The sequence below is a fragment of the Priestia sp. SIMBA_032 genome (assembly GCF_046535215.1).
GTDB classification, from domain to species: domain Bacteria; phylum Bacillota; class Bacilli; order Bacillales; family Bacillaceae_H; genus Priestia; species Priestia aryabhattai.
The window spans coordinates 1-244 of the sequence record NZ_JAWRXD010001367.1 but is presented as its reverse complement, the minus strand read 5'-3'; the positions used below and the strand labels follow the sequence as shown (position 1 = coordinate 244).

Below are 244 nucleotides of genomic sequence, written 5' to 3'. Positions count from 1 at the left end.
AAGCGTTATATGAAGCGAAAGAAAATAATAAGCAACTTTATATTGCAGAACACGGTGCACACGCTTGCTCTTATAACGAAAATAAAGAAGAGTACGAAGCAGCCATCGATCAATTTTTAAACACATATGTGAAAGAAACAAAAAACAGGCTTGCATAAGCCTGTTTTTTTATTGCGCTAAAACGTCTGTAACTTGTTCCATATTTTCAGAAATCCATTGCATTGCATCATCTAACGTTGGAAAT

1 protein-coding gene and 1 pseudogene are annotated in these 244 nt (G+C 34.4%); one reads left to right on the top strand and one right to left on the bottom strand.

Annotated features, from left to right (window positions below; all coding sequences use genetic code 11):
* Window positions 1–158: pseudogene (locus SB717_RS38795) on the top strand (alpha/beta hydrolase); the annotation flags it as partial.
* A 10-nt stretch (window positions 159–168) separates the two neighbouring features.
* On the opposite strand, the gene SB717_RS38790 reads toward SB717_RS38795, so the two are convergent.
* A partial coding sequence (locus tag SB717_RS38790) for a DUF2552 family protein (RefSeq protein WP_410908575.1) occupies window positions 169–244 on the bottom strand: 76 nt, incomplete at its 5' end.